At 71.5% G+C, this 24607-nt stretch carries 19 protein-coding genes and 1 pseudogene; 4 read left to right on the top strand and 16 right to left on the bottom strand.

The features are described from left to right. Positions 1–101: 101 nt before the first annotated feature. The 15 genes from ABT186_RS21455 to ABT186_RS21525 form a co-directional block, all read right to left on the bottom strand. Positions 102–1436 carry an FHA domain-containing protein gene (locus ABT186_RS21455; protein ID WP_351227725.1) on the bottom strand — a complete coding sequence of 445 codons (1335 nt, stop codon included), beginning with the start codon at positions 1434–1436 and terminating at the stop codon, positions 102–104. Positions 1437–1528: 92 nt separating this feature from the next. Beyond that, entirely contained in the window at positions 1529–2872 is a 1344-nt protein-coding gene (locus ABT186_RS21460) for a vWA domain-containing protein (protein WP_351227723.1), read from the bottom strand. Between the two features lie 116 nt (positions 2873–2988). Next, positions 2989–4422 (bottom strand): PP2C family protein-serine/threonine phosphatase, encoded by a 1434-nt coding sequence (locus ABT186_RS21465; protein ID WP_351227721.1) that lies wholly within the window; start codon positions 4420–4422, stop codon positions 2989–2991. 3 nt (positions 4423–4425) lie between these two features. After that, positions 4426–7080: a serine/threonine-protein kinase gene (locus ABT186_RS21470; protein ID WP_502973273.1), complete on the bottom strand. Its 2655-nt coding sequence runs from the start codon at positions 7078–7080 to the stop codon at positions 4426–4428. Further along, on the bottom strand, positions 7077–8399 hold the full coding sequence (locus ABT186_RS21475) for a hypothetical protein (protein WP_351227719.1): 1323 nt from the start codon (positions 8397–8399) through the stop codon (positions 7077–7079). The genes ABT186_RS21470 and ABT186_RS21475 overlap by 4 nt, the downstream gene beginning before the upstream one ends. An 86-nt stretch (positions 8400–8485) precedes the next feature. Further along, positions 8486–9487: a glutamate ABC transporter substrate-binding protein gene (locus tag ABT186_RS21480; RefSeq protein ID WP_351227717.1), complete on the bottom strand. Its 1002-nt coding sequence runs from the start codon at positions 9485–9487 to the stop codon at positions 8486–8488. Between the two features lie 14 nt (positions 9488–9501). Further along, positions 9502–10863: a GlnX family signal transduction membrane protein gene (locus ABT186_RS21485; RefSeq protein WP_502973279.1), complete on the bottom strand. Its 1362-nt coding sequence runs from the start codon at positions 10861–10863 to the stop codon at positions 9502–9504. A 343-nt stretch (positions 10864–11206) separates the two neighbouring features. Beyond that, a complete protein-coding gene (locus ABT186_RS21490) occupies positions 11207–12181 on the bottom strand; it encodes an N-acetylglucosamine kinase (protein ID WP_351926283.1) in 975 nt (324 codons plus the stop codon). Beyond that, the gene (locus tag ABT186_RS21495; RefSeq protein ID WP_351926285.1) at positions 12172–13437 is read right to left on the bottom strand and encodes a 6-phospho-beta-glucosidase; all 1266 of its coding nucleotides are present in this window, start codon (positions 13435–13437) and stop codon (positions 12172–12174) included. Before ABT186_RS21495 ends, ABT186_RS21490 begins: the two co-directional genes overlap by 10 nt. A 7-nt stretch (positions 13438–13444) precedes the next feature. After that, complete coding sequence (locus tag ABT186_RS21500) at positions 13445–14338, bottom strand: carbohydrate ABC transporter permease (protein WP_351926287.1); 894 nt, start codon at positions 14336–14338, stop codon at positions 13445–13447. A gap of 2 nt (positions 14339–14340) precedes the next feature. Further along, entirely contained in the window at positions 14341–15282 is a 942-nt protein-coding gene (locus tag ABT186_RS21505) for a carbohydrate ABC transporter permease (RefSeq protein WP_351227707.1), read from the bottom strand. A 2-nt stretch (positions 15283–15284) separates the two neighbouring features. Beyond that, positions 15285–16616, bottom strand: a complete 1332-nt coding sequence (locus ABT186_RS21510; RefSeq protein ID WP_351926321.1) for an ABC transporter substrate-binding protein — start codon at positions 16614–16616, stop codon at positions 15285–15287. A 143-nt stretch (positions 16617–16759) separates the two neighbouring features. Continuing rightward, positions 16760–17971, bottom strand: a complete 1212-nt coding sequence (locus ABT186_RS21515; RefSeq protein WP_351227705.1) for an ROK family transcriptional regulator — start codon at positions 17969–17971, stop codon at positions 16760–16762. A gap of 282 nt (positions 17972–18253) precedes the next feature. Then, entirely contained in the window at positions 18254–18874 is a 621-nt protein-coding gene (locus ABT186_RS21520; RefSeq protein WP_351227703.1) for a Uma2 family endonuclease, read from the bottom strand. A 200-nt stretch (positions 18875–19074) separates the two neighbouring features. Beyond that, entirely contained in the window at positions 19075–20169 is a 1095-nt protein-coding gene (locus ABT186_RS21525) for a mechanosensitive ion channel family protein (protein ID WP_351227701.1), read from the bottom strand. Between the two features lie 352 nt (positions 20170–20521). Between ABT186_RS21525 and ABT186_RS21530 the strand changes: the two genes are divergently transcribed. Next, entirely contained in the window at positions 20522–21058 is a 537-nt protein-coding gene (locus tag ABT186_RS21530; protein WP_055490050.1) for an HNH endonuclease, read from the top strand. Between the two features lie 50 nt (positions 21059–21108). On the opposite strand, the pseudogene ABT186_RS21535 reads toward ABT186_RS21530, so the two are convergent. Continuing rightward, positions 21109–21606: pseudogene (locus ABT186_RS21535) on the bottom strand (ABC transporter permease); the annotation flags it as partial. Between the two features lie 179 nt (positions 21607–21785). On the opposite strand from ABT186_RS21535, the gene ABT186_RS21540 reads away from it, so the two are divergent. From ABT186_RS21540 to ABT186_RS21550, 3 genes are read left to right on the top strand one after another with little or no spacing between them, the layout of a single operon-like run. Next, positions 21786–22031, top strand: coding sequence for a hypothetical protein (locus ABT186_RS21540; RefSeq protein WP_351926289.1), 246 nt, complete (start codon positions 21786–21788; stop codon positions 22029–22031). Continuing rightward, the gene (malQ, locus tag ABT186_RS21545) at positions 22032–24242 is read left to right on the top strand and encodes a 4-alpha-glucanotransferase (protein WP_351237851.1); all 2211 of its coding nucleotides are present in this window, start codon (positions 22032–22034) and stop codon (positions 24240–24242) included. A gap of 48 nt (positions 24243–24290) precedes the next feature. Next, the gene (locus tag ABT186_RS21550; protein ID WP_351237853.1) at positions 24291–24530 is read left to right on the top strand and encodes a hypothetical protein; all 240 of its coding nucleotides are present in this window, start codon (positions 24291–24293) and stop codon (positions 24528–24530) included. The last annotated feature ends 77 nt before the right edge of the window (positions 24531–24607 follow it).

Genomic DNA, 24607 nt, shown 5'->3' on the forward strand with positions numbered 1-24607 from the left:
GCCGCAATGAGGCGATGAACGCCGCGGGAATGAGCAGACACGGCCGCGTACGCGTACGAGAGCCCGTGAGGAGTTCCGTACGCGTACGCGGAGCGCGCCGCTCAGCCCCGGCGGATCGTGATCGTCGTCCACGCGCCCACGTGCACCCGGTCCCCGTCCTGCAGGGGAACCGGCACGAACGGCTGGATCGGTTCCTCGCCGCCGTTGACCGTGGTGCCGTTGGTGGAGTTCTGGTCGACGACCGCCCAGGAGCCGTCCGGCTGCTGGACCAGGACCGCGTGCTGGTGCGAGACGCCCGGGTCCTCCGGCGGCACCGACAGATCGATGTCGGGGGTGTCGCCGGTGGAGTGGCGGCGGCGGCCGATGGTGACCTGGTTGCCGGTGAGCGTGCGCTGCTGCTCCGGGGAGTACGCAGGAAGGTTCAGGCCCGCGGCCTCGGGGCCGGAGCGCTGCATCATCGCCATGAAGTACTCGCGGTCCGGGCCGATGGTCGCGGTCCAGGTCGCCGGCTGCTGCTCGTAGGGGTGGGGCGGCGCCTGGGTGGGGCCGGGCGGCGGGTAGCCGTAGCCACTGCCCTGACCGCCACCGAGGCCTCCCGGGACGCCGGGCACACCGGTCTCCGGGGAGGACGACGGCGGCGAGATGACCCAGTCGTCGTCACCGCCGCCGAAGGACGGACCGCCGGACTGCGGCGGAGCGGGCGGCGGGAAGCCCTGGGCCGGCGGCGGGGGAGGCGGGCCCGGCCGCTGGAACGCGGCGGGCGGACCGCTCGGCTGGAACGCCGACGGGACTCCCGGAGCGGTGGTCTGCGGACCGCCGGGGCCACCCGGCCCACCCGGACCACCGGACGTGGGCCCGGGCGGCGGAGGAACCGGACGCGAGGGATCCGCACCGAAGGGTGGCGGGGGCCCGGAGTCGCCCCCGAAGCCGGAGGGACGCGAGGGGGCGCCGAAGGGCGTCGGCCCGGACGGCTCGCTGCCGAAGGGCGGGCCCGGCGGAATCGGTTCCGCCGGCCGGTTCACCTGCGACGGCCGGGAGCGCTCGTAGTCGAACGAGTCGGGGCCGGGCACGGTCTGCCCGCCCTGCTGGAAGCGCATGGCCGGGTTGGGGGCCGGCGGGCGCGGTGCGGCGGGGGTGTACGAGGTCGCCGTGTTGGTCAGGAAGTTCCACCGGCACTCCTCGCAGAACGGGGCGCCGCCCTCGCGGGGCGTGCGGCACTGCGGGCAGAGCTCCGGCTCGGCCGTCATGTTCGGATGTCCCGCGGGCCGGCCGCCGGGACCAGGAGGCGGCGGGGGCGAACCGGGCGGCGGGTAGCCGTAGCCGGATGCGGGCGGCGGGGGTGGAGGCGGCGGGGGCACGGCACCGGCCATACGGTGACCGCAGACCTCGCACCAGTCGTCGGAACCCGACTGGTGTCCGTTCGGGCAGGTCGGCATGTCGGCGCGTCCCCCTCTCCTTCTGCCGGTCGATGTGACCGGCGTGGTTCTCCAACCCCTGGGGGTCGGGCTCGCTGCTGTCGGGTCTTACGTCACTTCTTTACACGAACAGTCTTTGTGGACCGTGTCTCGAGTGTCATCTCGTCGGCCTCCGCGACCTTCGTCTTCAGTCGCACAGTACCTGTCGTGGCATCGACGACGTCCACCACCTTCGCAAGCAGTTTCGCAGTATCTGCGTTCCCCGACGCACTGGCGAGCTGAACGGCGCGGCCCAGTTTGGCCGTTGCGCCATCGAAATCGCCCGCTTTGCGGAGATCGAGGCCCTGCTGGATCGCCTGTGCCAGTTCGGCCTGGCCCGTGTAGTGCGCGACCTGGGGGTTGATCGACGTGGACGCGGACATGTCGTCGGTCCACACGGCCCGTACGAGCCCCTGGGCGCCGAGGTTCTGGGCGCCCCCAGCCTGCGGAATCACCAGCGAGACCCGCGCTGCCAGCATCTCCTGGCCGACGGCCGCGGCCGGGACCTGGACGCACACGTGGTAGTCGCGGGACTCGTCGCCCCAGGAGCCGGTGGGGTAGTCCCCGGCGCGCGGGCCCGCCTCGGTCCGGCGGTCGGTCAGCTCCTCGACGGTGGGCGCCACCTGCTTCACGAACTTGATCTCCGTGCCGACCGGTGTCCACAGCCGCAGCGCGACGTCCGCGACCTCCTTGCCCATGGCCGTCTCCATCATCTGTGTGAAGTCGGCGGCCAGGCCCGCCGGATCCGCGACGATGTCGGCGGTGCCGAGCAGCGCGGAGGCGATCCCGGTGACCTCCTTGACCTCCCAGTCGGTGCCCACTCCACGCGCGTCACACGTGAAACGGCCGGCACAGGCGTCCAGCGCGGCCTTCAGGTCCTCGGGGGACTCGTGTTCGTTGCGGCCGTCGGTGAGCAGGATGCCGTGCCGGATGGAGACGTCCGCCGAGGACAGCAGCCGGTCGGCCAGCCGCAGCCAGGTGCCGATCGCGGTGCCGCCGCCCGCACGGAGCCTGCGCAGCGCCTGCTTGGCCTGGTCACGGGTGGCCGCATCGGCGACGGCGAGCCGCCCGCCGCCCGGGTAGACCTCCTTGGCGACATGGGTGCCGCCGATCACCGCGAAGTGCACGCCGTCGCGCAGGGTGTCGATGGCCGCGGCCGTCGCGTCGCGCGCGTTGCGCATCTTCGTCGGCGGGTAGTCCATCGATCCCGAACAGTCGACCATGATCGCCACGGCCGCGTTCGGCCCCTGTCCCGGTGCGTAGAGATGGGGCGCCGCGACCGCGCTTCCGATCGTGCCGCCGCCGGTCGCCGTCACCGTCACGATGGCGTTGACCTCGCGGCCGCCCTCCGGCAGGTACTCGTTCTGGTAGACGTCGACCGAGAACTGCGGCACGTTCGACTTCGAGAAATTGGCCATGCCTTCTCAGATCCCCCTCAAGGACCCCACTGCTGTGGGGTGATGACTGGATGCGGACCGGTCCCCTCCGGTCCTTGGGCCGGCCCCGCCGGCCCCGGGCGTGTCCGGGGACACCCTCAGGCGGATCCTGCCCCCTGGGGCGAGGCAGGGAACGGGACGACCGCCACTGTTACGTTGTCGTGGCCCCCGCCGTCCAGGGCGTGACCCACCAGCACCTGTGCGGTGTGCAGCGGCCGCTGCCCGGCGTCGGGCGGCACCACCTCGGCCATCTCCTCGGCGCCCTCGGCGTAGTTCCACAGCCCGTCCGTGCACACCACCACTACACCCGGCCGGTCCGGCTTGAAGGAAGCCGTGTGTGGCTCCAGTTCGTACGCGTCCGCGCCGAGCCAGCCGGTGATCGCATGGGCCCGCTCGTCGGCGTACGCCTCGGCCTCGTTCATCAGGCCCGCGGCGACCATCTGCGCGGCCCACGAGTCGTCCTCGGTGAGCCGGGCCGGGGGAGCGGCACGGTCCGTGGGGACCCAGTAGGCGCGGCTGTCGCCGACCCAGCCGACGACAAGCAGGCTCCCGGTGACGACGGCGCCGACGAGGGTGCAGGCGGGCGCGTTCTGGTGCGGGGTGTGCTCCTGGGCCGTCTCCGGCTCGGTGGCCAGCGCGTTGACGGCGTGCGAGGCGGCCACGATCGCCTCGTGCATGGCCTGCTGGGGGTGCGTGCCCCGGGGCAGGGCCTCCAGCAGCGCCTCGCTCGCCTCCTCGGCGGCGGCGAGGGAAGCGTCGTCGGGGCGGGTCGCCGAGGAGACGCCGTCACACACGATTGCGACGACGGCGGGCGAGCCGTCGGGCAGCGCGGTCGAGGAGACCGCGAACGCGTCCTCGTTGCGGTGGTGGCGCAGACCCCGGTCGCTGACCGCGGCGACCGCGGCCAGCTCCTGCTCCATGTGGTCGCGCTCGCGCGGCTGGGCGTGGCCGCAGTTCTCGCAGTAGCCGTCGCTGTCCACGTTGCCCGCGCGGCAGGCCACACAGACCTTCGCGCCGGCGGGGGGCGCCGACGGGGCGGCGGTACGCGGGTCGGCCGGCTGGGATGGGGGTCCCCCCTGCTCATGGGGGTCCCCCGGCTCATGGGGGTCCCCCCGCTCGAGCGAAGTCGAGAGTGGGGGAGGAGCCGAGAGCTTGGGGGAGGCCAGGTGGTAGTCGTCCTGCTCCGACGGACGGTCGAACCGTACGCCCTTGGAGGCGCCCGGGACGGCGGGCGTGGTGGGCAGGGCGGAGCCGCCGGAGTCGGTGCCGTGGATGTCGGTCGGCAGATGCACCGCGGCGGGCGTGTGCGGGCCGCCCGGTGCCGGGGCGGCCGGCCAGTCCACGGAGGCCGCCGCCTCCGGCGGGAGGTTCGGCGCCGCGCCGTTCATGGTCAGGGTCGGGGTGTCCGAGGGCGGGGCGGGCACCACCGACAGGTCGTACCCGCAGGCGCCGCAGAAGCGGTCGCCCGACTCGAGGGGCTCCTCACAACTGGGGCACCTCGAAAGCGCCGTCGGCTGGGGCATCTGAGACATCGATCACACCCACGTCCGGGGGCGGTAACGGTTGGCACGTTCCACCAGGTCGATCCTCTCCTCGCCGCCCGCCGCGAGCCTGGCCAGCGTCCGGTACGAGCGCTCCAGGCCGAAGCGGAGGCCGCGTTCGTCCAACTCGCTGCCGAGCAGCGCCCGTCCGTGGCCCGCAGCCGGCGCGGCCCCCTGGCTACCGGAGAGTACCCAGTCCAGCGCACTGCCGAGGACCTCTGTGGACAACTGCTCGCGCCGCACGGCGTCCAGGCCGTACGCCTCCAGTGCCTGGACCTGCCCCGCGGCGGCCACGAGGTCGTCCAGGAAGGCCGGATCGGGACCCTGGCCCGTACGCTGCCGCAGCCTCGCCCGTACGGCGGCGACGCGGGCCGCGGTGTAGTGGATGGACGCCTCCGGCACGGACTCCAGGGTGCGTACGGCGCCTTGGCGGTCACCGGCGGCCAGTTGTACACGGGCCAGGCCGAACGCCGAGCTGACATAGCTGGGGTCGGTCGTCCAGACGAGCCGGTAGTACTCGGCCGCGTTGTCGAGCTGCCCGAGGACCTCCGCGCACAGGCCGAGGGCCAGCTTGGGGGCGGGCTCGCCGGGAAACGCGTCGTAGATCGCGTCGAAGGAGAGCGCGGCGGCCTCGTGGTCGCCGGTGACGAGCGCGGTGACGCCTCGGTACCAGACGACCCGCCAGTCGTCGGGGTGGTCCGCCTCCAGGGCGTCCAGGGCCCGTCCCGCGCTGTCTGTCTCGCCCATCTCCAGCCGGGCCCGCAGCTCGCGCAGCCGCAGCTCAGGGGAGGCGGACGGTGCGGTGTGCAGCGCGGCGATCAGCTCCGCGGGCGCGGACGCCATGAGGCCGGCCAGGAAACCGGCGTTGGGGTCACCGGGGTCGACGCGGGGGACCGGCAGGGCGAGGGCGGCGGCGGAGGCGTTGACCTGCTTGACGACGGCCGGCGTGCCCGGGGCACCGGGAGCTCCGGAGGCCGGCGAAGCGGCAGCGGGAAGGGAGTTGGACGACGCGGGGCCGGCCCCGGGCGTCCGCCGCGACGGCACCACCCTCGCCCCCAGCCGCGACACGTCCCCGGCCGGTTTCGGGAACAGCTCCGTGTCCGTCACCTTGAGTTCCGGGCCGAACAGCGTCGACAGGGCGGGACGCGGGCGGCCCGTCTGCAGGGCGACGACCTCCCGCAGTACGCCCGTCAGCTGTTCCGACATCTCCTGTGCGGAGGCGAACCGGCGGGCCGGGTCCGGGTCGGTGGCGCGGACCAGCAGCCGGTAGAAGGACTCGTACTGGCGGAAGACCTCGATGGTGTCCGGGTCCGGCAGGGAGTCCACGAAGACGCTCGTGTAGCCCTGGAAGTCGAAGGTGAGCACCGCGAGGGTGCGCGCGACCGTGTAGAGGTCGCTCGCCACGGACGGGCCGACGTCCGCGACCTCCGGCGCCTGGTAGCCGACCGTGCCGTAGATGGCCGACTCGTCGTCGTCCATCCTGCGCACCGCGCCCATGTCGATCAGCTTGAGCTGGTCCTCGGTCTGGATCGCGTTGTCGACCTTGAAGTCGCAGTACAGGAGGTTGCGGCTGTGCAGATGGCCGAGCGCCTCCAGCGCCTCGATGCCGTACGCGCACGCCTGCTCCACCGGTAGCGGATTTCGTCTCCCGTCCTGCGTGCGGCGGGAGTTGGCGATCTCCTTCAGTGACTTGCCGCCGACGTACTCCATGACGATGTAGCCGTCGAGCGAGCCGGTGCGCTGGTCGAGATGCTCCACGAAGTTGTAGATGCGCACGATGTTGGAGTGCTCGATCTCCGCGAGGAAGCGCCGCTCGGAGATCGCCGCGGCCATCGCGTCCTGGTCGCCGGTGTCCAGCAGACCCTTGAGGACCACCCACCGGTCGGAGACCGCGCGGTCCACCGCCAGGTAGATCCAGCCGAGCCCGCCGTGCGCGAGGCAGCCCACGACCTCGTACTGGCCGTGCACGATGTCCCCGGCCTGCAGCTTCGGCACGAACGAGTACGGGTGGCCGCACTTGGTGCAGAAACCCTCCGTGCGACCGGCCCGCTCGCCGCGCGCCCGCCCGACCGGGGCCCCGCAGTCGGAACGCGAGCAGAACCGCTTGCGCTCGGGCACCTCGGGGTTCTCCAGCACCATGGCACGGGGGTCGGGCCGCGGCACGTCCGGGACCTGCACCAGGCCGAGGCCGAGCCGGCTGCGCCCGGAACTCCCGGACGACGTACCGGAGCTGCGCACCGACACCGACCGGCCGGTGGACTTGCCCGACAGCCGGCCCGACACCGAGCGCCGGGACTGCGACGACCGCGACGACATACGGGTACTGGAGCGCGAACCGGCGCTTCCCGAGCTGCGGGAGCCCTTTCCGCCCGCGGTGATCCCCGTCGCCGTCGAACCGACCATGCCGCTCGACGAGACGACCGGCGCAAGCCCGCACGTGTCGCAGTACAGCTCGCCGCCGCCCATGTCCTCGTACGAGCCCTCGCAGCCGGGCCGCTGGCACTTCTGCGTGGCCGACGAGCCGGCCGTGCCGGACGCCGAGACGACCGGCGAAAGGCCACAGGTGTCGCAGTACAGCTCGCCGCCGCCCATGTCCTCGTACGAGCCCTCGCAGCCGGGTCGCTGGCACTTCTGCCCTGCCTGACTCATGCTTCCCCCCTCCGGTCGGCCGGCGCGCCCGGCTGGGGCCGGCGCTGGCCGAGCAACTCGGCGGCCGCCTGCTGGTAACGCAGCACCGCCTGCTCCGCGACCCTCAGGTCGCAGGGCGCGCTCCACAACATGCGGCGGGCCGCGTCGTACCGCTCGACCAGCAGCGGGTCCTCCGCCAGGCCGTGCCGGGCGACCTTCGCCTTGTACGCGTCGAGACGGCCGCGCAGCTCCGCCCGGACGGCGAGCGGCGCGGTGACCGCCGTCAGCGACTCGCGGGCGCGCAGCAGCTCGTCCTCCGCCTTCTGCTCCAGGGACTCCAGGAGCGGCGAGAGGCGGTGCCACTGGGCGTGTCTGCGGTACTCGGCGGCCGTCGCCAGCTGCTCCTGCAGCGCGGTCGGCGGACCGCTGACCGCGGGCACCTCGGAGGCAGCGATCTTCGCGAGGACCTCACCGCGCGCGCTGCGGGCCTCCGCCAGTGTGCGGTCCGCGCGACTGAGCACATCGCGCAGCTTGACCAGCCGCGCCTCGGCGTCCTGACGGACCGTCAGTACGGCGTCGATCTCCCGGCGCACCTCCTCCAGGGCGCGCGCCTCGCGGTCGTACGTCGTCGTGTCCGGCCGGCCGCCGCCGGGCGCCGAACTCCCCTGCGTGGGAACCCAGTACGCCAGCGGGTCGGAGACCACCTGCTCGCGCAGCGCGGTCAGCGTGCGCGTGATCCGCTCCAGGTCGTCGCCCGCCGGATGCTCGCCGGGCCGGACTCCCACGGAGTGCGCCAGCTGGCGGGTGCGCTGCAACTCCGCGGCCAGTAAATCGATCCGGGCGGGCAGCGCCGACCACACCGCGTCGGCCGCGACGACCATGTCGAGGGAGGACGCGTACAGCTCGTTCATCCGCTCCACGAGCTGCGCGAGCGTGAACTGCTCGCTGAGCCTGCCGCTGCCCGTGATCGAAGGCGCGTTCGCCGCCGCCACGGCGCTGCCCGCCACGGTGACGCTCGCGCCGCGCAGCAGTTCGGTCAGCTCGGCCAGGTCCTCGCGGCTGGACCAGCGCCGGCGGGCGCGGATCTCTCGCGCGCGGCGCAGGGCGTCCGTGTAGGCGTCGAAGTACGCCCACAGCAGGGTGATCGACGCCTCCGCCGACGTCCAGCGCTCCTTGGTGACGCCCGTCAGCTCGGCGCCTTCGAGGAGTCTGCGGCCCGCGTGGTCCTGCAGGGCGAGGAGCGAGGTCTCTATGGCCTCGTGCTCCGCGCCGAGCCGCGCCAGCGCACGGTCCACCTCGTCCCGGTCCAGTACCGGCCCGGTGGGTCCCGTGACGCCCATCGATCACCTCTCGCTCTCGTCGTGCCCTGGGCGCGTGTCCGGTGCGCCGGGGTGACTCTCCAGTGGTATCAGGTCGGTTGTTTCTCTCAGGAGGACGGCTGCGAGGACGCCGAATCGGAGCCCAGCGTCTGGGACAGCCACTTGGCGTACGAGGCCTGCCAGCCGCTCTTGCGGTAGTCCACGAGCACCTGGTTGACCCGGCGTACCAGATCCTTGGCCTCCTTCTTCATCGCCACGCCGTAGTACTCGGTGGTGAAGGGCTTTCCCTTGAGTTCGACCGTCGGGTCCTGGGCCGCCTGGCTCGCGGCGAGCGCGCCGTCGGTCACGACCGCGTCGACCTCGCCGAGTTGCAGCTTGACCAGGCAGTCGAGCTGGTTGGGGACGGTGGTGGAGATGTCCGCGGACGCCACCAGACGGCTGGACTTCTTGTCCTCCGTCAGCTTGGTGTTGGCCGTCGAACCCTCCGCCGAGCAGATCTTCTTGCCGGCGAGCGACTTGTCGTAGCCCGTGATGGCCGACGCCTTCGGGGCCAGGACCTGTTGTCCGGTCTTGAAGTACGGGTCGGAGAAGGCCACTTCCTTCAGCCGGTCGCAGGTGATCGTCATCGTGCGCACCACCATGTCCACCTGCTCACTCCGGATGGCGGGAATGCGCTGGTTGGTGGGAATGGCATGGAAGCGGATCGAGTTGGGGTCGCCGAGGATCTGGCGTGCGATCTCGTGCGCCAGGTCTATGTCGAAGCCCTCCAGGTCGCTGCCCTTGTTGTTCGGGTCGCGGTAGCCCCAGCGGTAGCTGTTCTGGTCGACGCCCACCGACAGATAGCCGCGCTTCTTGATGGCCGAGACCGCCGGACCCCCCTCGTCGCTCGACGGCGGCAGGCTCTGCTGCTCGGGGTGGGGGCCGCAGGAGTCGTCCTTGGCCTGCGTGGCCTCGGCGAGGCCCGGGCCGCCGGTGCCCGAGGAGCCGTCCCCGGTTGCGTGGCTCAGCGGCAGACACAGTGCGAAGACCGCGGTGAGGACACAGGCGACCAGCATCGCCCCCACACCGCCCCAGCCCTTCAGGCTCGCCCTCAGGCGTCGTGCGATCACCGCCGGTCCCCCTTTCACCGGTACTCCGAAAGCCTGCGCCCGATGCCCAGCAGCGCGCCTGCCGCGCCCAGCACGGCGAGGGCCGCCGAGCCCGCCGGGAGACCGGTCATCGCGCCCCGGCCGTCGCCGGCCGCCTGCTTGAACTCGTTCTCCTCGTGATCCAGCGCCTTCGCCAGGTTCGCGTCCACGCTGTCGAAGCACTCGCCCGTCGGCTGGTCCGCCTTGGAACCGATGATCTTGTTCAGTGCGGCCTGGTAGTCGCCCTCGTCGTCGGCGGTCCGGGCCTGCTTGTGGCGCTGCTGCCACACCTTCATATTGCCGGTGGCGGCCGTCACGGGCTGCTTGCCCGCCTGGTCGTCGGCAAGGGACTCGGCCTGCGTGAGGCCTGCGGAGAGCGTCTTCATGTCCTGCTGGAACGCGTAGTCGTACGCGTCCTCGACCGTCCCGTCGGACAGTTTCTTGGTCTCGGCGCCGCGGCTGACCAGCGTCAGGTTCTCGTTGCCGCGTGCGTTCAGGGAGGCGATGCGGGCGTCGTGCAGCACGTTCAGCGAGCGGACGCCGTGGTCGTACGAGGAGTCGAGCCCCGCGCGGGCGACGCTGTGGCCGACGACCAGCCACAGCAGGACGACCGCACAGGCGGCCGTGGCGGCGACGAGACCCTGGTTCAGCACCCGGTTGGTGCGCAGGTAGTGGCGCCGCTGGGCCCAGCCGAGGGCGGCCAGCGCGAGGACGCCGAGGACGATGGCGAACCAGGGGTACGGGGTCGCGCCCGCGTAGTCGGAGCGCAGCCGCTGGTTCTCCTTGGTGTAGAGATCCTGCGCGGCCGGCAGCATCTCCTGCTGCATCGTCTCGTTCGCCGCCCGCAGATAGGCGCCGCCCACCGGGAAGCCCTGCCGGTTGTTGGCCCGGGCCCGCTCGATGAGGCCCTTGTACTCCGGGAGCAGCTTGTTGAGCTTGGCGATGGTGTCGGCGGAGGGGGAGCCGGGCTCGGTGCTGGCGGCCGCCGTGACGAGTTTGGCGGCGGCCGTCTGGATGTCCCTCTCGTACCGCGCGGTGGTCGCGGCGGGCTCCTGGCCACCGGAGAGGAAACCGCTGGAGGCCGCGGTGTTGGCGTCCGCGAGGGAGCGGTAGATGTCGGCGGCGCCCGCGCTGAGCGGCTGGCTGCTGTGCACTACGTCGTCGGCGGCGTTCGAGCGGTCGGTCATCTGCCAGGCGGTGACGGCCCCGAACGCGACGACGAGCAGGGCGAGCACGGCGCCGATGAGGCGCAGCCGGCCGGGCTCGGTGGTCGCGGCGGCGCGCAGCTGGTCGACGCCCTCGGCGAAGGCCGTGCGGCGCGGCGGGGCGGGGACGGCCTGCGACGGTACGGCCGGCATCGTGGACGTCGCCGGTGGTGCGGCGCCCTGCTGCGGATGTGTCACTTGACCTCCCCCTTGGTCATCCGTCGGCTACCTCCGCCCGGTGCGCGGGAGCGGACGCAGGTGTGCCGCGGCAAGTATCGCTGCCGGGGCCGACATCCGCACAAGGCCTTGGCGCGATCTTGATCGGATCGCAGCGTATGTGCCGACGGCGGTCACCGTAAGTCCCGCTCTTTCACCCCTCGCTCATGAATACGCGAGGTGCACGTGTTCGGTTCCCGGGGACGGGGCGGGGGAACCCTGTCGCACCGGCGGTACGAATGCCCGCAGCCGCGGCGGCTGCCGCGGCTGCGGGCTGTGGTCACTCGCCCTCGTAATGCGCTCGCACGCGCGCGTGGACCTGAGTGGGGGCCTGTACGTGGTCGAGGCCGAGGAGGGCCGCGCCGAGGACCGGTCGGGCCGTGACCACCTGGGGGACCGCCTTGGGGGCGCGGGCCGTCAGCAGTTCCCGTACGCGGTCGTCGAGTTGCGGGTGGCGGGCGGCCAGGATGCTGCCGCCGAGCAGCACGGGGGTCTCCTCGTCGAGCAGGTCCAGACGGGTCAGCGCGACCGTGGCCATGGCGACCACCTCCTCGGCGAGCCGGTGCACGATCGCCCGGGCCACCGGATCGCCCTCCTCGGCCGTGGCGAACAGCACCGGCGTCAGCTCGTGGCGCCGGTCGTGCTCGATGTACCCCAGGTGCAGCGCCTCGATGAGCGCGTACATGGAGTCGAGCCCGAAGTGCGCGGGCAGCGTGCGCACCAGATCCGTGGGCCCGCCCCGGCCGTCCTCCGCGCGGGCGGCCCACCACATGGCCTCCTCCGCCAGGCCCCAGCCGCCGCCCCAGTCACCGGAGATGCGGCCGAGCGCGGGGAAGCGGGCGGTACGGCCGTCGGGCCGCATGCCGACGCAGTTGATGCCCGCGCCGCACACCACCGCCACGCCCCTCGGTTCGGCGATACCCGCGCGCAGGATGGCGAAGGTGTCGTTGCGCACCTCCACCGACGTGCCCCACCCGCGCGCGTGCAGCGCGGCCGCCAGCTGTTCCTCCTCCACGGGCAGATCGGCGTTGGCGAGACAGGCCGAGACATGGCCTGCCGAGGTGACTCCGGCCGCCGTGAAGGCCCGTTCGACGGCCTCTGCCAGGGCGTCGACGGCCGTCTCGACGCCCACGGCCGGCGGCCGGAACCCCCCGCCCCGGGCGGTGCCGAGGACGTCCCCGCCGGCGGCCACGACGGCGACGTCGGTCTTGCTGTTGCCCGCGTCGATGGCGAGGACACTTGCGGTCAGGCCCACGCGAGGTGCTCCCGGTTGTGCGCGATGAGCAGGTCGGTGAGGGTGTCGGCGTACGCGTACTGGCCGATGAGGGGATGGGCGAGCAGCGCCCGGAAGACGCGGTCCCGGCCGCCGCGCAGGGCCGCCTCCAGGGCCAGCTCCTCGTAGGCCGTCACGTTCGCCATCAGGCCCGCGTACAGCGGGTCGACCTCCGGCACGGGCAGGGGTGTGGGTCCGTGCGGTCCCACGGCCGCCTGCACCTCGATCACGGCGTCGTCCGGCAGGAAGGGCAGCGTGCCCCTGTTGTACGCGTTCACCACCTGGTACGGGGAACCTCCGCCGCCCAGCAGCGAGGCGGCGAGGTCGACCGCCGCCTCCGAGTAGTAGGCGCCGCCCCGCTTGGCCAGCAGCGCAGGCTTCTCGTCGAGCGCCGGGTCGCCGTACATCTCCAGCAACTGCCGCTCCATCGCCGCCACTTCCGCGGCGCGCGAGGGCTTGGTGCGCAGCTCTCGTACGACCTCGTCGTGTGCGTAGTAGTAGCGCAGGTAGTACGACGGGACCACGCCCAGCCGGTCGAGGAGGGCCCGCGGCAGGCGGAGGCCGTCGGCGATCGCTTCGCCGTGCTCGGCGAGCAGCTTGGGCAGGACGTTCTCACCCTCGGGGCCGCCCAGGCGCACACCGCTCTCCCAGGTGAGGTGGTTGAGGCCCATATGGTCGAGGTGGACGTCGACGGGCGCGACACCGAGCAGGGCGGCGAACTTCCGCTGGAAGCCGATCGCCACGTTGCACAGGCCGACCGCCCGGTGGCCCTCCTGGAGGAGGGCGCGGGTGACGATGCCGACCGGGTTGGTGAAGTCGATGATCCAGGCTCCGGGGTTGGTGCGACGGACCCGTTCGGCGATGTCGAGGACCACCGGCACCGTGCGCAGCGCCTTGGCGAGGCCGCCCGCGCCGGTCGTCTCCTGGCCGACACAGCCGCACTCCAGCGGCCAGGTCTCGTCCTGCTCGCGCGCGGACTGGCCGCCGACGCGCAGCTGGAGCAGCACCGCGTCGGCGCCCTCGACGCCCGCGTCCAGGTCGGAGGTGGTGACGATCCGGCCGTCGTGCCCCTGCCTGGCGAAGATGCGCCGGGCCAGCCCGCCCACCAGCTCCAGCCGTTCGGCGGCCGGGTCGACGAGGACCAGCTCCTCGATGGACAGGGTGTCCCTCAGCCGCGCGAATCCGTCGATGAGTTCGGGGGTGTAGGTCGAGCCTCCGCCGACCACGGTGAGTTTCATGAACGGTTCAACCCTTCACTCCGGTGAGCGTGACGCCCTCGACGAACGCCTTCTGGGCGAAGAAGAACACGAGGATCACGGGGGCCATGACCAGCAGGGTCGCGGCCATGGTGAGGTTCCAGTCGGTGTGGTGCGCGCCCTTGAACGACTCCAGGCCGTAACTCAGGGTCCAGGCGCCCGGGTTCTCCGAGGCGTAGATCTGGGGGCCGAAGTAGTCGTTCCAGGCGTAGAAGAACTGGAAGAGCGCTACGGCCGCGATGCCCGGCCGGGCCATGGGCAGGACAACCTTCAGGAGAGTCCGCAGGTCACCGCAGCCGTCGACCCTCGCCGCGTCCAGATACTCGTTCGGGATGGTCAGCAGGAACTGCCGCAGCAGGAAGATGGAGAACGCGTCGCCGAACGCCATCGGGATGATCAGCGGCCACAGGGTGCCCGACAGGTCCAGCTGCTTCGCCCAGAACAGGTACATCGGGATGATGATCACCTGCGGTGGCAGCATCATCATCGATATCACCAGCATGAGTGACAGGTTGCGGCCCCGGAAGCGGAACTTGGCGAGCGCGTACGCCACCGGGATCGACGACACGACCGTCAGGACGGTCCCGAGGCCGGCGTAGATCAGCGTGTTCTTCCACCAGGTGAGGAAGCCCGGGGTGTCGAAGACCTTCTTGTAGTTGGCCCACTCCCAGGTGTGCGGGATCAGATCGCGGCTGAGCGCCTGGGTGTCGCTCATCAGCGAGGTCAGGAACACGAACACGAAGGGGAGCGTGAAGAAGAGGGCGGCGGCCACGCCGAGCGAGTGGATCGCGATCCACTCCAGGACGGCCTTGCGGCGGGCGGTGCGTTCGGCCGGCGAGACGGGCGCCCGCAAGTCCACGGGTTTGTCGAGTACTTGGGTCATGGTCAGTCACCTGCCAGATTGAGGCCGCCCCGGCGCCGCATCAGGAACGCGGTGAACACCATCGAGAGGACGAAGAGCACGAGCGCGACCACACAGGCGGAGCCGTAGTCGAAGCGCTGGAAGCCCAGGTTGTAGACGAGCTGGGGCAGGGTGAGCGTGGACTTCTCGGGATAGCCCGGCTCGAACTGAGTGCCGGCGCCCTGGATGACGCCCGAGGCGACCTTCCCGGCGATCAGTGGCTGTGTGTAGTACTGCATGGTCTGGATCACGCCGGTGACGACGGCGAACATGACGATCGGCGAGATGTTCGGCAGGGTGACGTACCGGAAGCGCTGCCACGCCGAGGCCCCGTCCAGCTCGGCCGCCTCGTACTGCTCCTGCGGCACGTCCAGCAGCGCGGCCATGAAGATGACCATCAGGTCGCCGACGCCCCACAGGGCGAGCAGGGTGAGGGCGGGCTTGGACCAGGCGGGGTCGTTGAACCAGCCCGGTGCCGGGATGCCGATCTTCTCCAGGATCGAGTTGACCGGGCCCGTACCGGGGTTGAGGAGGAAGGCGAACGCCATTGTCGCGGCGACCGGCGGGGCGAGGTAGGGCAGGTAGAAGAGGGTGCGGAAGACACCCGTGCCCGTCTTGATCTTCGTGATGAGCATGCCGACACCGAGTCCGAAGACGACCCGGAGGCTGACCATCACGAGGACCAGCCACAGGGTGTTGCGCAGAGCGGGCCAGAAGTAGGGGTAGCTCTGGAAGACGTACGTCCAGTTCTTCGCCCCGCTCCACGTCGGCGGTTTGAAGCCGTCGTAGTGCATGAACGAGAAGTAGACGGTCGAGATCAGCGGGTAGGCGAAGAAGACCGCGAAGCCGATCAGCCAGGGCGACATGAAGGCGACGGTCCGAAGCGCCGCCCGGCGGCGCTTCGACGCGAGGGTGATCGTGCTCATCGCTACTTCGCCTGCGCGATGTCCGTGTCGATCTGCTGGGCGGTCTTCGCCAGGCCCGCCTTGAGGTCGGTCGCCTTGCCGCTCTCGTAGTCGAATCCGAGCTGCTGGATCGTCGTGAGGTACACACCGCCGTTGATCGAGGCGGGAGTCGTCGTCGAGTTCGGGTTGGCCGCGATGTCCAGGAACGTCTTGAAGCGCGGGTCGTACTTCAGATCGGGCGACTTCAGCGCGGCCAGCGTGGAGGGCACGTTGTGGATGGCGTTGGAGAAGTTCACCACCGCGTCCGTGTCGGTGGTCATGTACTTCACCAGCTCCCAGGCCGCGTTCTGCTTCTTGCTGGTGGCGGCGATGCCGGCGATGGTGCCGGTGATGTAGCCCTTGCCGTACTGGGCGGCCTGGTCGTCGGGCACGGGCAGCGGAGCCACCCCGATCTCGAACTTCGGCTTGGCGTCCAGGGCCATCCCCAGGCGCCACTCGCCGTCCAGCTGCATGGCGACCTGGCCCGTGTGGAAGGGGTGCTTGGGGCCCCACTCGTCACCCAGCTCGGAGCGGTACTTCTCCAGCTTCTGGAAGCCGCCCAGTTCGTCCACGAGCTTCTTCTGGAGTGTGAAACCGGCCGCAAAAGCAGGGTCCTTGGCGAGGTTCGACGTGCCGTCCTTGCCGAAGTAGGTGGGGGAGAACTGCGCGAAGTAATGCTCGGTCGTCGTCTCCCAGCCGTGGTAGTCCGGCATGAATCCGAGCTGCTTGTAGCTGTCGCCGTCGGAGATGGTGAGCTTCTTCGCGTCGGTCTCGAACTCGGACCAGGTCTTGGGCGGGCTGGTGATGCCCGCCTTCTTGAAGGCGTCCTTGTTGTAGTAGAGCCCGTACGCGTCGCCCAGCAGCGGCACCGTGCAGCGGTTGCCGTCGAACTGGGTGTACTCGTTCATCGCCTTCGGGAACGTGGTGTCCGGGTCGATGCCCGCCTTCTTGAAGAAGGGGTTGAGGTCGACGAGGGCGCCCGAGGAGCAGAACTTGCCGACGTTGTTCGTGGTGAAGGAGGAGATGACGTCGGGAGCCTTGTCGCCGCCGGTGCGCAGCGCCTGGTTGATCTTGTCGTCGGTCATGTTGGCGACGACGTTGACGTGGATGTTGGGGTGCGCCTTCTCGAAGCCCGCGATCAGCGCGTTCACGGCCTTCGTCTCGTTGGGTGCGCTCCAGGCGTGCCAGAAGTTGATGGTGGTGTCCTTGGACGCGTCGTCACTCGCGCCGGAGGAGGACTGTCCGGTACAGGCGGTGGTGAGGAGAGCGACGGACGCAGTAAGGGCAAAAGCCGTCTTTCGGATCACTTTGGGCATGGCTTCGGGCATGACGGGGTCTCCCTGGGGCGGGCGGGGTGTGGGTTCGACCGGAGCGGGTGCCGGGCGGAGGTTGAAGCCGGGTGGAACCGGTGCGGGTGTCGGGGCCGGAGTGTGAAACCGGGGTGAGGCCCGGTGGGGGCTCAGCGCGAGGTGTCGAAGACCTCGTCGCGGGTGGTTGCGAGCGCGCTCTCCAACGCGCCGCGCAGCACGGGGTGTTCGCGTACGTCGCCGACGGCGAGGCGCGGCCTGGATGCGGCCAGCTCCTCCAGTTCGGCCTGGACCAGGATCCGCAGTGGTTCGCCCCCTGCGGTGAGGGAGGCGCCGCTGAGCACGACGAGTTCGGGGTCGAGCACGGAGACGAGCGCGGCCAGACCGGTGGCGAGCCGTGTCGCGTACGTCTCGAGCAGCTGCCGGTGGGGGCCGGTGGTGCTGTCGGCTCCCTGGGCGACGAGGGCGGCGGCCACCTCGGCGTACGGGCCGGTGGGCACGTCCGTGATGCCGAGTTCGCGGGCCAGCTTGGGGACGGACTGGGAGCCGGCCAGTTCCTGGTAACCGCCGCTGTTGGCCTTGGTCACCTGGCGGACCAGGGGCGCCCCGGGCACCGGCAGGAAGCCGACCTCGCCGGCGCCGCCGGTCCAGCCGCGGTGCAGCCGGCCGCCGAGGACGAGTGCGGCGCCGAGACCGCCCTCGTTCCACAGCAGGACGAAGTCGTCGTGCCCCCTGGCCGCGCCGAGCCGCTGCTCGGCGAGGGCGACGAGGTTGACGTCGTTCTCGTACTCGACGGGCATCGGGAGCGCGGCGGCGAGTTCGTCGAGCAGCGCGGGGGAGTGCCAGCCGGGCAGGTGGGAGGCGTAGCGCAGACGGCCGGTGTTGGGGTCGAAGGCGCCAGGGGTGCCTATGACGACCCGGTGCACGTCCGAGGCGGCGAGCCCGGCGGCCTTCACGGCGCCGTCGAGGGCGTCGGTGACCTGCCGTACGACGGGCTGCGCCGGGCGGCGGCCCGGGGTGGGCAGCTCGTACTCGCCCACCGTTCTGCCGGTGATGTCGGCGACGGCGGCGAGGATGCGCTCCGGGGTGACGTCCAGGCCGGCGACATGGGCGGCGGCCGGATTGACGACGTACAGCTGCGCGTTCGGCCCCGGACGCCCCTCGCTGGTGCCGGTCATCAGGACCAGACCGGCGGCTTCGAGACGGGCGAGCAGCTGGGATGCGGTGGGCTTCGACAGGCCGGTGAGTTTGCCGATGCGGGTGCGGCTGAGCGGACCGTGCTCCAGCAGCAGATCGAGGGCGGCGCGGTCGTTCATGGCGCGCAGCACGCGCGGGGTGCCCGGCGTACCGGCGGATCCTGCCATGTCTGTCGCCACCTGCCTTTCAACGACCCAGCTTCTCAGCGGGGCCGCCGGGAAGTCCACCGGTGATCGTTTCCGGGGCCCTTCCCGTGTCGGGCGGACCCTGAAGATCACTGTTAGGAAAGTTTCCTATCGGTGAGAGGAAAGTAGGCCCGATGTCGCGGAGGCGTCAATACCGGCCACTGCAGGCAACCAACTCGTTACGTGGGGAACGACCGGGAAACGGCAGAGGCCGCCGAGCAGGTGCCCGGCGGCCTCGAGGGGAGTCAGTGGGGTCGGCGGGGGTCAGCTCTCCAGGAACGGGGTTGTGTCCAGGGTGGGGTAAGGGTCAGGGAGGCGCAGGGGGTGGCCCATGCTGACTTTCACTTCTGCCCTGTAGCGAGCTTTGGTGGGGTCGTCGCCCTGGGTCAGGGGAGAGGAGTAGCAGTAGGCCTTCTGCTCCCTGCGATGGATCAGGACGTACACGGGGACGCCGGCGCTCGCATAGGTTCGCAGTTTGGGGCCGGTGTCCGTCTCGTGGTTGGTGGAGGTCACCTCCCCCACAACGGCGAGCATGTCGATGGGGTACCAGCCCTTGTGGGCTTTGCAGTAGGACACGTCGAGTTCGGTTGCCTTGCGGCGGCGAACGTAGAAGTCCGGAACGACCAGAGCCTGTGTCCGGCCGTCCTCATGCGCGGCGCGGAAGCCCATACCGAAGCCCGCCAGGTGGAAACCCGCATCGTTGAACTGGAGAAACAGCTGAGCGATGCCGTCGCTGTGTTCTTCGTCCGGCTGAGGCGGCGCGATGCCCGTCTCCTCGATGTACTCCGGCCGAATCGGCATTGGTGACGCCTCTTCGAACGCGATCAACAGGTCGATGGGGTCCTGCTGCGTCATGACCGGCTCCATGATCAGTTCGGCGCTCATCGCTGGATCTCCTCGTCACGCTGGTGCCAGGCTACGCCCACGCCGGGTGCCCCGTTGGGAGCATGCGCGCCCCCGTTGCGCCGCTGACCTGCAAAATCGTTCCCGTTCACTCGAACGAGTGTGCTGAACCGTTCCGCCCACCCGCACACGCAAAAAGGCGGCGCCCGGAACCCCGGACGCCGCCTCCCTCGTACGACCTGTTACTTCGCTGCCGGTCGCGCCGACGGTATCGGGGACGCCGCTTCCGCCTGCGGGGACTCGGGGTTCGCCTGGACCGAGGGCGCCGCCATCGCTGCCGTGGGGTCGGCCGGGGGTTCGCCGTCCTCCAGAACCGTGACGCCGCCCACGATGCGGATGTTCGCCTCGTCGAAGGCCCGCTTGATACGCCAGCGCAGCTCGCGCTCCACCGACAGCTTCTTGCCCGGCATCGTCTTCGCCGAGACGCGTACCACCATCGAGTCCAGCAGCACGCTGTCCAGGCCGAGCACCTCGATCGGGCCCCAGAGGCGCTCGTTCCAGGGCTCGTCCTTGCTCATCTGCTCCGCCACCGCGTCCAGGGTCGCCCTCACCCGGTCCAGGTTCTCCCTGGGGTGGACGGTCACGTCCACCCCGGCCGTCGACCAGCCCTGCGAGAGGTTGCCGATGCGCTTGATCTCGCCGTTGCGGACGTACCAGATCTCGCCGTCCGCGCCGCGCAGCTTCGTCACGCGCAGGCCGACCTCGATCACCTCGCCGGAAGCCACCCCCGCGTCGATGCTGTCGCCGACGCCGTACTGGTCCTCCAGGATCATGAACACGCCGGACAGGAAGTCCGTCACCAGGTTGCGCGCGCCGAAACCGATCGCCACTCCCGCGACACCGGCGGAGGCCAGCAGGGGCGCCAGGTTGATCTGGAACGTCGACAGGACCATCAGCGCCGCCGTGCCCAGGATCAGGAACGACGCCACCGAGCGCAGTACCGAGCCGATCGCCTGCGAGCGCTGCCGACGGCGCTCCGCGTTCACCAGCAGACCGCCGAGCGCCGTGCCGTCCACCGCCTCGGCCGTACGGCTCATGCGGTCGATCAGCTTGGTGATCGCCCGCAGTACCACCACTCTCAGCACCGCTGCGATCACCAGGATGAGCACGACCCGCAGGCCGATCGCGAGCCACGTGGACCAGTTCTGCTCGACCCAGCTCGCGGCGTTCGTCGCGCTCTGCTGGGCGTCCTGGAGCGTGGGCACCGCCGGAGCCGTCGTCTCCGAGGGCGACGGGGACGGCGTGGCGCCGGCGGCCAGTAGGGCGGGCAAGGACACGGCAGGTACCTCCTGGTGCTGCGTCTGCCTCCGGTGCGAGCGGTCAAGGTCGTCCGGGTCATCCAGGTCGTCAAGGTCGTCGAGGTCACGGAAAGGTCACCGGAGGGGCAGGGGCACCACACTAACGGGGCATCGTGTGGGGATCGTGGCGATGTCCTCGGTAGAGGGCGTGCTCACTTGGAGCGCACCTGGTGAAGTAAGGGGGCGCATACCGGGGGATGCATCAGGTGTGGTCGAAAACACTCCCAGCCCGTTACCGGGACATGGTGGCGCTTCCACCAGGCATGAGGGGAGACTGGCTGCAGATCGTCCCGGCGCGAGCCACGCGCCGCCGGCGTACAAGGAGGCATCCGTGCCGCATGTCCTGGTCCTCAATGCGTCGTACGAGCCACTCGGCGTCGTACCGCTCCGCCGCGCGCTCGTCCTCGTCCTCGAGAACAAGGCCATCTGCCTCGAGGAGTCCGGCGCCTATATGCACAGCGCAACCGTCACTGTCCCCGCACCCAGCGTGGTCCGGCTCAAGCGATTCGTGCGGGTTCCCTACCGGGGGCCCGTTCCTCTTACCCGGCGCGCGCTCTTCGCACGCGACGGCGGCCGGTGCATGTACTGCGGTGGCGTCGCAACCAGCGTCGACCACGTCATTCCGCGCAGCCGCGGTGGTCAGCACGTCTGGGACAACGTGGTGGCGTCCTGCCGCCGCTGCAACCACGTCAAGGCCGACCGCCATCTCTTCGAGATCGGCTGGCGGCTCCGTCACAAACCCGCTCCGCCCACCGGTCTGGCGTGGCGCATCATCGGCACCGGGCATAGGGACCCGCGCTGGCTGCCATACCTGCAGCCGTACGGCGCGGATGACGCCTTGGCCCGGATCGACGGCATTTCCGCCTGACGATCCGGGCCTTCGCGTTCCCCGGGGCGCCGGTCGCCCCGAGCCGGTCGTCATGCGTAGCGCAGTTCGGCCGGGCGGACCGAGCGGCGCAGCAGGGGGAGCGCGGTCGCGGCGCCCGGCACACAGGCCGCGTAGACCGCCATCGGCACCAGCAGTGGCATCAGCGGTACGGAGCCGCCCGTCAGCCCCGCGTACCAGGCGCCGATCGCCGGCCCGCCCGTGCCGGCCGGCGCCACCGCCGGGGCCAGCGGCAGCGCGGTCTCCAGGAGCAGCGCCCGCACCAGGACCGGGGCCGGTACCCCGGCGGCCACCTGTGCGGCCAGGCCGCGGCGGCGGGTGGCGAGGGACTCGGCGGTGCCCACGGCCAGCCCCGAAAGGGTGATCGCGAGGGCGACCAGGACGGCGGCGCCCGTCAAGTCGACACCAGTGATGTAGAAGGACATGTCCATGGCGAGCTGATCCGGGCCGGAGCGGTGCAGCCTGTCGAGGAGCACCTCCCGCACACCCACAAAACCGGTCCCCACGACGGTCACCAGCAGCACCGCCGAGATCCCGGGGAGTTGGGCTCTCATGGCCATGGAGTGCGCCCGGTGCACGCCCACGCGTCCGCGCGCCGGGTACGGTTTGTGACCAAACACACGTTGTTCGCCCCAGTACGTCTGCGCACGCGCCCACTGGGTAGGCCTGACCTCGCCCGCATCCGTCGTACGACGACAAGGAGGCCCCCATGGCCGCACCGGCACACCCCCTGCTACCGGCCCTGTCCACATACGAGGCGGAACCGTGCGCCGACCCGGAGACCCTGCTGTGCGCCCTCAGCGCGGAGGGCGTCTGCGCCGAGGCGCCGCTGACCAGCGAACCGCCGCTGCCCGACGCCGAGCCCCTCACCAGCGAACCTCCGCTCGCCGACCCCACACCGCTGACCAGCGAGCCCTCCGCCGCCGGCCCGGACCCCTCGCCCACGGGGTTCTAGATGACGCCGGCCGACCCCGCACGCGACGAGACGCCACTGGCCCGGCTCGCCGCGCTGCACGGCGTCGCCACCTCCTACCGCCCGTCCCCGGACCGCACGGTCGCGGCGTCCGACGCGGCGATCACCGCCGCACTGAGCGCACTCGGCGTGGACGCGAGCAGCCCGGACGCCGTCCGCCACGCCCTCGCCGCACGCGAAGGGGAACTGCGCGAACGACTGCTGCCGCCGACCGTGGTCTGCTGGGGCGGAGGGCCGCCCGCCGCGCTCGCCTCCCTCCCGGACGGCACCCGCCTCAGGATCGAGACCGAGCAGGGCGAGACACGCGCCTCGGCCGGACAACTCCCGCCCGGCGTCCACACGCTGCACGCCACCGCACCCGACGGCCGGACCGCCGAGGCCCACCTCGTCGCCGCGCCCGCCCGGCTGCCCGCCCCGCCGGCCCGCTCGTACGGGCTGCTCGTCCAGCTCTACTCCCTGCTCTCCCGCCGCTCCTGGGGCATGGGCGACCTCGGTGACCTCGCCGAGCTGACCGCCTGGGCCGGACGGGCGCTCGGCGCCGGGTTCGTACAGGTCAACCCCTTGCACGCGGCCGTACCCGGCGCCCCCACCGACCCGTCCCCGTACCGCCCCTCCTCCCGCCGCTACCCGGACCCCGTGCACCTGCGCATCGAGGACGTCCCCGAGTTCCCGTACGTCGACGACCGTGACCACCTCCGGGCGCTGCTGGAGCGCGCCGCGCGGCTGCGGGAATCCGTCCTCGACAAGGGCGCGTTGATCGACCGCGACGCCGTGTGGGAGCTCAAGCGCGAGGCGCTCGAACTCGTGCACGCCGTCCCCCTCGGTCCCGGACGGCGCGCCGCCTACGCCGACTTCCTCGCCGAGGAGGGCGAGACGCTGGAGGACCACGCGACCTGGTGCGCGCTCGCGGAGGTGTACGGCTCCGACTGGCCGAACTGGCCCTCCCGGCTGCGCGATCCGCGCTCGGCCGAAACCGCCCGCGCCCGCGCCGAGCTGATGGACCGCGTCGACTTCCACAGCCGGCTCGCCTGGCTGACCGACGCCCAGCTCGCCACCGCCCAGCGCACCGCGCGCGACGCCGGGATGGCGGTCGGGCTGATCCACGACCTCGCGGTCGGCGTGCACCCGGGCGGTGCCGACGCCTGGGCGCAACAGGACTACCTGGCGTCCGGTATGTCGGTGGGCGCCCCGCCGGACGCCTTCAACGCCCGCGGCCAGGACTGGGGCCTGCCCCCGTGGCGCCCCGACCGTCTCGCCGCCACCGGTTACGCCCCCTACCGCCGCCTGCTGCGCGCCCTCTTCCGGCACGCGGGCGCGCTGCGCATCGACCACGTCATGGGCCTGTTCCGGCTGTGGTGGGTGCCGCAGGGGCAGCCCCCCACGGAGGGCACATACGTCCACTACGACGCCGAGGCCATGCTCGCCGTCCTGGTCCTGGAGGCCTCGCGCGCCGGTGCGCTGGTCATCGGCGAGGACCTGGGGACGGTGGAGCCGGGTGTGCGCGAGACGCTGCACGAGCGCGGGGTGCTCGGCACGTCCGTCCTCTGGTTCGAACGGGACTGGGAGGGCACCGGGCAGCCGCTGCCGCCCGAGCGCTGGCGGGCGGACTGCCTGGCCACCGCCACCACCCACGACCTGCCGCCGACGGCTGCGCGGCTCACCGGCGAACACGTCGAACTCCGCGACCGGCTGGGCCTGCTGACGGGCCCCCTGGACCAGGAACGCGCCGCGGCGGCCGCCGACACCGGCGAATGGCTCGCCCTGCTGTCCCGGCTCGGACTGCTGAAGGGGGTGAGCGGAGGGGCCTCGGCGGTGTCGGAGGAGATCGAGATACAGGCCGTCCACCGCTTTCTGCTGCGCACCCCCGCCCGTCTGATCGGCGCCTGGCTCCCGGACGCGGTGGGCGACCGGCGCCCGCAGAACCTGCCGGGCACCTGGGACGAATACCCGAACTGGCGCCTGCCGATCGCGGACGCGGAGGGGCGCCCCGTGACCCTGGAGGAACTGGCGGCCTCACCGCGACTGCACGCGCTGGTGGACGTGCTGCGGGGGAGGGGCGCGGGAGAGCGGCGCGAGGCGGACGGGGGCGGGGAGGGGCGTGGAGCGAGTGATCTGGGATGGCCGGGGCCGAGGGGGATGCGCGGGTCCTGTTCCGGGGCGGGGCCGGAGTGCAGGGCGCCGGGGGCTTCGTAGTGCACCCCCGGGCGCGCGGGCCGTTCGGGCGTTCGCTACTTTTGCACTGTGGACAAGAAGAACGCCCTGCGCGCCGGCGCCCTGGCCGCCGGTACGACGCTGATGATGCTGCTCATGTCGTCCCCCGCGCTCGCGCTGACCCGCGACGACGGCGACGACCCCGGCAAGGGCCTGAGCGTGATCGACACGCTGGGGCTGTTCGTGGTGACGCCGATCGTGCTGTTCCTGGTCATCGCCGGTCTCGTCATGGTCACCGACAAGTCCCGCAAGCAGACCAAGCAGGGCTGACGCCCGTACGTTCCGTTTCCGTCGAGGGAGTGCGGGGGGGGGGGGCGGGGGGGGGCGCCCGGCGGGGGGGGTTGGGG

This window comes from Streptomyces sp. NPDC001634, assembly GCF_040298185.1.
In the GTDB taxonomy this organism is placed as follows: Bacteria; Actinomycetota; Actinomycetes; order Streptomycetales; family Streptomycetaceae; genus Streptomyces.